The 9,008-nt window shown below is 60.6% G+C and carries 4 protein-coding genes and 1 pseudogene; all 5 read right to left on the reverse strand.

The genetic code is table 11. The features are described from left to right. A partial coding sequence (locus PSV43_RS00255; protein WP_300192502.1) for an exonuclease SbcCD subunit D C-terminal domain-containing protein occupies positions 1-1,060 on the reverse strand: 1,060 nt, incomplete at its 3' end. 95 nt (positions 1,061-1,155) lie between these two features. Continuing rightward, positions 1,156-1,722, reverse strand: coding sequence for a hypothetical protein (locus tag PSV43_RS00260; RefSeq protein ID WP_300192504.1), 567 nt, complete (start codon positions 1,720-1,722; stop codon positions 1,156-1,158). 8 nt (positions 1,723-1,730) lie between these two features. Beyond that, complete coding sequence (locus tag PSV43_RS00265) at positions 1,731-7,967, reverse strand: tetratricopeptide repeat protein (RefSeq protein ID WP_300192506.1); 6,237 nt, start codon at positions 7,965-7,967, stop codon at positions 1,731-1,733. Between the two features lie 14 nt (positions 7,968-7,981). After that, on the reverse strand, positions 7,982-8,680 hold the full coding sequence (locus PSV43_RS00270; RefSeq protein ID WP_300192508.1) for a rhamnogalacturonan acetylesterase: 699 nt from the start codon (positions 8,678-8,680) through the stop codon (positions 7,982-7,984). Between the two features lie 9 nt (positions 8,681-8,689). Continuing rightward, positions 8,690-9,008 (reverse strand): annotated as a pseudogene (locus PSV43_RS00275) (tRNA (guanosine(46)-N7)-methyltransferase TrmB); the annotation flags it as partial.

Below are 9,008 nucleotides of genomic sequence, written 5' to 3' on the forward strand. Positions count from 1 at the left end.
GCAGTTCGCGGAAAACCTCGCGGGGCTGGAGTTCGCTGAGGGTTGGGCCGGTGTGCTGCCAGGTGGAGGCGAGAGTGGCGGGCAGGTCGGTGAGAACTTTCAATACCTCAAAACGACCGGCGGCTGCTTCGCGAATCTGGCGGTCAAGATCAGCTTCGGGCGCATCAAGTTTCACCGTGACCTCAGCCCAGCTTGCGGCGGGCACATTCACGAGATCCGCAGCGAGAGTGGCGCGGCTGACGCTGACACGAGTGAGCAGGCGGGTGACGGGCACTGGGAGCGTCTGAATTTTTATCCCCTGGGTGTCGAGGACGACCACAGACTTTTGATCCGCAGCTTCAGAGAAACTGAGAGCGACGGGTGACCCGCTGTAGCGCACAGTTTCCACGCCTCCGACCTGCTGCGGGCGATGCAGATGTCCCAGCGCCGTGTAATCGAAACCCGCAAACACATCCGCGCCCACGGCTCCGAGATTGCCGATGTGGATGTCGCGTTCACTGTCGCTGGTGGTGGCACCCAGCACGGTGAGATGCCCCATGGCAATGACGGGCCGCTTTCCCGCCAGCACACGGCAGGCGGTGAGCTGCGCAGAGTAATGAGCGCGAATGGCGGCGCGGACCTGGGCCTGCACATCCGTCATGGCCTCACCAGCCGCAGCCTGCCGCAGATCTCGTTCACGCAAAAAGGGCACGGCGGCGACGACGACGTCGCCGAGTTCGACGATGTTCTCACCTGCATGACCGAAGACGTGTACTTCAAAGCGCTTCAGCAGTTCACGCGGCGCATTCAAATGCGAAGCAGAGTCATGATTACCTCCAGTGATGACGGCCTTTACGGTGTGCAGATCTGCAAGGCGTTTGAGAAAGTCGAAATACAAACCCACCGCATCCTGTGGAGGGTTCGCCGCATCAAAGACATCGCCGCTGAGAAGCAACGCGTCGATGTTTTCAGTGCGCAGCGTGTCGATGAGCCAGTCGAGAAAAGCGGCATGCTCAGGCAGGCGGTCGCGCTCGACGAGTCGGGCGCCGAGATGCCAGTCTGCGGTGTGGAGGATGCGCATGCAGTTGAATAGAAAGGGCATCTGCTCCTGCAAGCGCAGTCATCAACAAGAGGCCGGCTGAGGGGTTTAACGCGCGGGCCAGCCCACGGCACAGTTCAGTTCCGGTTCAGCAGTTTGCGCACTTCCTCCTCCGAGTACGCGCTCTTTTTGCCGCCCCCCCTGTCATTGTAGTTTTCGATGATTTTGGGCGCTTTGCCGGTGCTTTGGGAGCGCGTCAGAGCGGAGCTGGTGTTGAAGCTGCTGTCGGCACCGCTGAAGACGGCGCTGCCTTCACGAGCCTCCCGGGTGCCGAATGCATCGGTCTTAAAGCCATTTTTCTTGGTCAGGGCCTGCTTGTCTCCCAGCGCGTAGGTCATGTCGAGATTTGCCTTTGATTTGCCATAGAGGCTCTGACTGGTCTTGAACTCCTTCTGCCCGGAATACGAGTTGCCGCCATTGAAGTTTTTGGAGTGATGCGTCTGCTTTTGAAAATACGATCCTGCGCTGCTTTTTCCCATCTTGGGATCATTCATGTATTTCTCATACCGGCTGCGCTTGTTTAGATCCACCCCCGAAGTGGTGCGCTTCACCAGAGTTTGCTCGGATGCATCCTCCTTTTTCTTCTTGGTGCTGGAACACTGGCACATGACAACGCCTGCGCTGAGGCATATCAGAAGTCGCATGGTTGAATTCATGGCTGAGGCGTGGTTTTGGCGGTCGTCTGCCGGGTGAGGAACAGAATTTCCTGCTTCACACCTCCTGGCATGTGGAACTTGGGCAGCTCCGTTTCGATGTCTGTTAGTCTGCCCCAGCTTTGGTAGAGTTCAAAGATGAGTTTTGCCGACTCAGCCGGCAGGGTCCAGTTCATGCGCATGAGAAAAATCTCAGCCGCCTCAAAATCCCGCTGACGCATAAGGAAGCGTGCCTGCGCGGCAAACAGTTCCGGCTGCAGCGCGGCAGTGTCTTCCAGGCGTCGCAGCGCTGCCGCTAGCAGCTCTTGGGCAAGTCCCGCATGGCCGGTGTCTTCAAAAGCCTGCGCCCACTCAATCGTCTGCGCGCCGCCGGGGAAGGTCAGCCGCAGTGTTTCACTGAAAAGCTCCTGCACCGCCGCTTCATCATGCAGGGCATGCGCTACGCGCACGGCCAGCGGTAGCTTGCGCCCCTGCTCGCGGAAGGTCGGGATGCCGGCCACGATTTCGCAGGCGTCCCAGGCCCATGCCGCACGTCCTGTCTTGAGCATTTCTTCAGCCGCGAGCTCGATGCAGATCCGGTCTTTTTCTTCCACCTTCTGCCAGGCGCTGATGAAATCCGCATGCGCTTCCTCGGGCAGGCCCGCCGTGAAGGCGCTCAGGGCCAGCGCTGCGAGCGGCCGGTCCGTGCCCGCCCGTGATTCAGTGCGCAGTATCGCGGCCCAGCCTGCGGCCTGTTTGCCTGAGGCCAGTCCTTTGAGCCAGGCGTGCATGTCTTTGAGTGTATCTTGATCTCGGGTCGTGGTGCGGAACAAGGCTGCGATCTGCGCCCGTCCGCGCTCCGGGGCCCAGTCAGCCGCTGCCGCCAGCACCTTGAGCTGTTCCAGCCGCAGCGTGAAGCGTTCATGATCACCCTTGATGGTGCGATCCGCCTGAGTCAGCAGATTCAGCGCCTCAGTTGCGCGGTCGTGGGTACGCAGCCCCGTGGCCAGCGCCACCACGCAGGGCAGGGATTGGCGTTCGACGCACAGCGTCATCAGATCCCGCACATCATCCCACGCACCCGCGGCTGTGGCGATCTGGCAGCGCAGTTTCAGCAGATCCTGAGCGATGGGGTCCAGCGGCTCTGCCAGCGGTACCACGCGCAGTACTTTCAATGCGGCTTGGGGTTGCGCAAGGCGTTGTAGAATCTGAGCACGATGCAAACTGGCCTCAATGTCGAGGTCGGTGCCGGCCTGGTCATTTGCCACATAGCAGGCATGCAGACGATCCCAGGCGGAGAGCGCCGCCTGATCATTCTGCATGCGTTCCTGCAGCAGGCCGAGCTCACGCAGGTAGGCGGCCTCATGCGGGCGGCGGCGTTCAAGCACCTGTGAAAATTGTTCGCGGAAGCCCTGGCGGCGCAGTTCATCCACATTGAAATTGCGTGAGAGGAACAGCGCATGCTTTTCGCGCAAAGTGTCGTCACCGGGTTGCGGCGGCTTGAGCGGTGGTTCGGCCAGCAGCAGCTGGAGTGAGTAGCTCAGTCCCGGCTCGATCTCCATCGACGTTTCACACACGCGCAGCAGCCACAGCGCGTAGTCAGGATTCGACGGCGCACGGTCTGGCAGCATGCTGTAAATGTCGATGGCCTCGCGTACAAAGCCTGCGCTCTCCAAGCGGCTGCCGAGGTTGCCGAGTGTGTCCACCGAGTGCTCGGTGCGCAGATCCACCGCAGCCAGATGCTCGCGGATCAGTCGCCGCCGTGTGGGGAAGTCCACACCGCGCAGCCTGCCTAGCAGGTCATTGATGCGCCATTCGCCAAATTCCGAATCCGAGCGCGGTCCCAGCATCGTGGCCCCGTAGTGTTGCGTGAGGGTGGCATTCGAACCCTGCGCCACGCTACCGAGGCCCTGCTGCACCAGCAGCGCCTGAATTTCCCGCGTCTCCTCCCACAGGCTGCGCAGATGCGGCGGCTCCTCATAGCGTGACGATCCCTGCGGGAGCAGGCTGCCCTTGGAATCCGTCATATCACGCTGGGCGAGAAACGGTCCGGACAGAAACCGACCCAATGCATCGGCACCCGTTTGATCCGCACCCGACAAGCCAGCAACCGCCGCCTTGCGAATGGCGGTCATCGCCGAAGGCTGGATGCGCTGCAGTCTGCGCCATGCTCCCTGCAGTGCCTCCTCGCGCTGCTGTTCGGAGTTCGTCATGCGGCTCAGAGAGGAGAGGCTCAGCAAAAACGGATCGTACGTGGTGCGGTAGTTTCCCGCCGCCACCGGGCCGCGCACCGCCACATCGAGGTACTGCCGTGCCAGATCCCAGCGCTCAGCACTTTCGGCAATGCGTGCGAGGAACAGCGAGTAGTCCATTTCCATCTCGGGTGAATTGAGCGGCAGGCTGGCACCGAGTGCCAGCGCCTCGTCATACCGCTGCTTGTCCTGCAGCTTGCGGGTCAGTTCCACGATTGCGGCGTTGCGCAGCACCCGGCTGTTGCCCAATTGACTGAGACTGCTGGAACGAAAGCGGAAGCTGCTCACATCCACCAGCATCGAGACACAGGCCTGCAGCAGGCCGGCCCGTGCTTTCAGCACTTCAGGCGACCAGCCTTTCTCGCTCGCCCAGCGCACCGCCTCATCCATCCCATGGCTGTGTAGCAGCAGCCAGAGCATCGCAAACTGCGCCTCCAGCTTGGTGGTGTCCGGCAGCACCTTCTTCAGCACCACGCGAAACTCCGCGCCTGCACCGGCATAAAAGAGCGCCCAGAGTTTTTCCACCTCGTTCGCCTGTGCCTCGGTGCTCCATTGTTTGATCCACTGGCTCAGCGCCGCCCCACCATGGGCGTGGCGCAGTTTTGCCAGCTCTTCAATAGCCCGGAGCCGCACCAGAGACGCTTCGTCCGGCAATTCGGCAAACTCCGCTCTTGGCTGGCCGAGGAAGGCCCGCAGTGTGTCCAGATCCTTGCGCTCAAGACCTGGGGCGAGATCCAGCAGCGAGACAATGTCCCCCGTCGTCGCGCCACCGCCGGAGCGTCGCGTATCCGTCAGTGGCAGCGGAGCACGCACGCCACTGGTCGGGTAATTGCGTGCTTTCACCTGTGCGGCGAGCACCAACAGCAGCTGCTTCTCTGCCTCCGCTTCATCGGCAAAACGCAGGCACTTCAGCGCCAGCCGCAGCCGCGCACGGCTGTCCCACGAGCGTACCTGGATCATCTGCTCATATACCCTTCGCTCCGCTTCGTCCTGCCCCGAGCTTTGATAATACTTCGCCAGCTCCTCCAGTGCCGTCGCGTCCTGCGCGAACCGGCTCTCCAGTCGCCGCCGTACGCGGTCCGCCTCCGTGATTTGAAACGTCTGTTCCAGCAGTTCGACGAGCCGCCGCGACTCGGCCGCGATCTCCTTCGGCGGTGCCATGGCTGCGATCTGCTTCTGGAAATAAATCGCCGACTTCAAATCCGCCACCTTCAGCGCTGCATCGCGCAGTTGATCCAGTGAAAACGGTGTGTCCGGCGCGGTGTAATACGCCTGCTTCATGCTCGCGAAGGCCTTCACATGATCGCCGCCGCGTTCATATACCTGCGCCAGCGCCTCATGATAAAAGCCGTCGAACGGATGCCGTTGCACGCGCTCCTGCAGGGCGCGCTCCAGCAGCTTCAGTCGGTCGCGTGCCACACTCGGTGCCAGTTCCCCACCGCTCGCGTCCGAAAACATCAGTCGGTCGATGCAGCGGCGCAGCACTTCGCGGCGGCGCTTCACATCCGTTTCACTTTCCAAAATCTGCACCTGCACCTCCACATGATCTGTGATGCGATGCTGCCGCAGCAGGATGTCCGCATAGTTTTCCAGAAGCGGGATGGCAGCCGGGCCTTCGATCCGCTTCACCGCCTGCTTCCACAGCGCCAGTGCGTCATCCGCACGGCGTTGCAGGAAATAAATTTGAGACAGCGCCGAGAGCAGCTGCCCCGAGTCTGGAAACTCGCGATACACCTGCTCCAGCAGTTTCGCTGCTGTCACGCCTAGCGGGGGCAGAGGAGTGTCGCTCTTCCAGCCAGGGCTGCTCGTTTCTGAGTCCACTCGTCGCTCCGCTTCCATCAGCAGTTCCGCAAGCCGCAGCGTGTACCGCACGCGTCCCGGGGGATCCAACTCAGACAGCCTTCGCAACTGCCGCTCCATCAGCGCATAGTTTTCATCCTCCTGCGCCAGATCCAGTTTCAACTGCTCCACCACCAGCGATACCGGCTGCTTTTTCTCAGTCACCGGATCAAATTCCAAAGCATTCAGCAGTTGATAGGCATCCTCAAATTGGTTCGTGCGCGCCGCCCACCAGCAACCACGAAACCTTGCGGCTTGGGCATCTTTGGATTTGGGATCAACCTGCCTGGCGTTGGAGATGACTTTTTGTGCGAACTCCAGCACGGGCTCCGGCAGCTTTTCCCGTTTGGTGCCTTCAGTGTCATCGCTTGCGAAGCTCGTGCCGGTGAACGCATCAGGGAGTTTGAATTCACCGCTTGTGGCCGGTTTGACCGCCGTCTTGGTGTCGCCCATCAGGATCGAGAGCATGCGCTCATCCACATCCACGCGCTCCTCGTCCGTCGTGCTGGCATGCCATGCCTTTTCAATCCAATCCGTCGCCTCGTCGTTCTCGCCCTGTTCGGCGAGCAGTTCCGCCAGATGCAGCCAGGCACCACGTCCTGCAGCCGGTTTGGAGACCGCCTCACGGGCCAGGATGATGGCGCTGTCGAGGTTATTGCTTGCCGCCATAAAGGTCGAGGCATCGCTCAGACGTTTTTGCCTTTCTTCCGGAGTCGTCGCGCTGTCGGTAAACTGATGGAGCAGCTTGTCCTCCGCTGCCACATCACGGCGCGCACGGAAAAATCCCGCCAGATTGAAGACCGCCTCTGCTTTCTGCGGATCTCGCTCCACGCGTGCGCGCAGGATTTTTTCAATGATGGCATCCAGTGCCCGCGTTTGTGCAAATCCTAGAATTTGCTTTTCGACGTCGGTTGAGTTTTGAGCCTCCAACAGCTTCAACAGGCGCTGCTTTGCACTGTTTGCATCGCCGTTGCGCAAATCGGCTTCACAACGCAACAGCACCAAAGCGGGCAGATCACCGCCGTCGTTTTTGAGCCGCTCATCGAGCAGTTTGGCAGCCTCGGCGGCACCTTCGTGATCCAGCAGTGTACGGACCAGTTGCCAACGGTAGTCTTCAACCTGTGGCACTGCCTGGACCAAGGCGCGCAGCCAGCGCATCTGCTCGTCAGGCTCCACCGTCAGCTCAAAGAAACGTGCGGCATCCAGCAGGGGCTGTTCTGATGGTGGCGTGACCTTGGCTGCTTCCTCCAAGGTCTTGCGCAAATCTTCCAATGTTCCGAAGCGTTCATGCAGACGCACGCGTTTGCGAAAGAAATCAAAATAACGACCATCACGGAAATGCAAAAGTGCCAGTCCGTCTGTGAGCGCCTTGTCGGCTTTCGCAAATTGATCGGCGTTTTCGTAAATGCGCGCCAGATCATAGAGGGCATCGAGTTTGCGCTGCGGGTCTTTTTGATCTGCCAGTCTGGAGAAGAAATTCGCGGCACGTTCGGGAAAGCCTGCCTGCAGAAGCAACTGCGCCACCTGGCGGGCCAGGTCAATGTCCTGCGGCTTCAGCTTGGCCGCCTGCTCATAGGCATCCGCTGCCTCGGCATTTTTTCCTCCTGCCATGGCCATGGCGCCCAGTTCAATCCACATCTGCGGTGCCAGTGGGTCATCGGCGGGCAGGAGTTCAGCTGCTTTTTTGATCAGCGTGTATGCGGTGGCGGGGTCTGACAGTTCGCGGGCCACTTCGGCTCGTGATTTTAGAACGGTTAGGTTCTTTGGGTCCGCTTTTAGCAGAGCGTCATACAGTTTTGCAGCCCGTTGCAAATTTCCGCTGCGACGGATCAGGTGGGCCTCGACGATTTTGACGGCTTCAAATTGGGAGTTCGCGGCCTGCTGGGAGACATTTTCGACGAGCAGGCTGGTGGCGTCATGCTTTTCATAGAGCGCCCAGAGCAGGTCCAGAATGCGACCATATTCCGGTTGCTGCACTAAAAGGGAGAGATATTCGTTGGCTAGCTTGGTTTCGCGTTCGGCCCAGGGCTTGGCGGTGGTCTGGGCCTGAGTTGGCGAAGCCAACGCCAGCAGCAGCACCCCCGCAAGGTGCCTGAATCCCCATAGCTGGCCAGCAAACTTCACGATGGGATCATAGACGTCTTTGCTGCTTGCGCCAAGCTGCAAGACGCTGCGTGGGGTTACTTCAAGTGCTGGGCGAGCTCGGGGGCGACTTTGTGGAGTTCTTCGGCGATGATGTTGGCGATGACTTGGGCTCCGTGGGCGTTTAGGTGGGTGCGATCGGTGGTTTGGGGGCCGGTGGTTTTGGGGACATTTGGGGGATTGAATGTGTCGGATTCAGCAAGTCCGAGCTTGTTGTGCAGGTTTACGCTGCGCGTGAAGAGATCGACGAGGGGGACCTTTTGTTCGGTGGCGACTTTGGTGGCGGCATCGGCATAGGGTTTGAGTTCGCCGCGAATTTTGTGGTTGTCGAAAATGCGGCGGGTGAGGGAGGTGACGAGGATGGGCTGGGCTCCGATGGCGCGGGCTTCCTGGATGAAACGGGTGAGGTTTTCGGGGTAGGTGGTGGCGGGGTCGGTTTCGCGTTTGGGGCCTTTGCCGGGCATGTCGTTGTGGCCGAACTGGATGAGGACGTAGGCGGGTTTGGAGTCGAGGACTTTTTTCCAGTTGCCGGTGTCGCGGAAGCTTTTGGTGCTTTGGCCACCTCCGGCGAAGTTGAGGCACTCGGCGTTGGGGCCGAGGAGTTTGGCGAAGGCGGCTCCCCAGCCGGCTTTGTCGGTGACGGTGGAGTCTCCGGCTAGGGCGACGCGGGTGCGGGTTTCAGCGGCGTGGCTGATGCTGAGGTTGAGGGCTAGGAGGAGGAGGCTGCGGCGGAGCATGGGCGGATTTTAACGTCCGATTTTTTGCCATCTCGCACGATGTATGGTGCGGCCCATGAGGAGCCAGTCTTGTTCGAAGTCGGTGGTGGGATAGAAGAAGGCATCGGCGGGCCAGTCGAGTTGTTTGAACTGGTGCTCGCGGGTGGCGAAGCTGGCGAGGGCGTCTTCGAAGTAGGGCTGGTCGTCGGTCTTGAGGAGGAATTCGCCGCCGTGGGTGAGGATGCGGTGGAGGCCGCCGAGGAATTCGCTTTGATTGACGAGGCGACGGGCGACGTGGCCTTTCTTGGGCCAGGGATCGGGGCAGAGGAGGTGGAGGCGGGAGACGCCG

The organism is Prosthecobacter sp., from assembly GCF_029946185.1.
Taxonomy (GTDB): Bacteria; Verrucomicrobiota; Verrucomicrobiia; order Verrucomicrobiales; family Verrucomicrobiaceae; genus Prosthecobacter.